The sequence below is a fragment of the Cedecea sp. P7760 genome (genome assembly GCF_013386425.1).
GTDB lineage: Bacteria > Pseudomonadota > Gammaproteobacteria > Enterobacterales > Enterobacteriaceae > Cedecea > Cedecea selenatireducens.
The window spans coordinates 1-333 of sequence record NZ_JACARU010000126.1; the positions used below are offsets into that span (position 1 = coordinate 1).

Sequence of the window (333 nt, forward strand, 5' to 3'; positions counted from 1 at the left end):
ATGTGGGCTTGCCAAATGCGTTTGACTCTGGGAAAACGCCCATTTGGCGCGATCCGCGCATTACACAAAACGAGAAAAAATGAGCACCGAACTGGAAATCACCGACATCCGCCTCGGCGACGGCAAAACCGTGGTCAAAGGCGCCCTGATCACCACGCAATACACCGGCACTCTGGAAGACGGCACGGTGTTCGACTCCTCATGGGAACGCGGCAAGCCGTTTCAGTGCGTGATCGGCACCGGTCGCGTCATCAAGGGCTGGGACCAGGGGCTGATGGGCATGAAAGTTGGCGGCATTCGCACGTTGTTTGTGCCGGCGCACCTGGCCTACGG

General features: G+C 58.9%; 1 protein-coding gene. It reads left to right on the forward strand.

Translation table 11 applies throughout. The features are described from left to right. Positions 1 to 79: 79 nt before the first annotated feature. A partial coding sequence (locus HX778_RS24965) for an FKBP-type peptidyl-prolyl cis-trans isomerase (protein ID WP_176983361.1) occupies positions 80 to 333 on the forward strand: 254 nt, incomplete at its 3' end.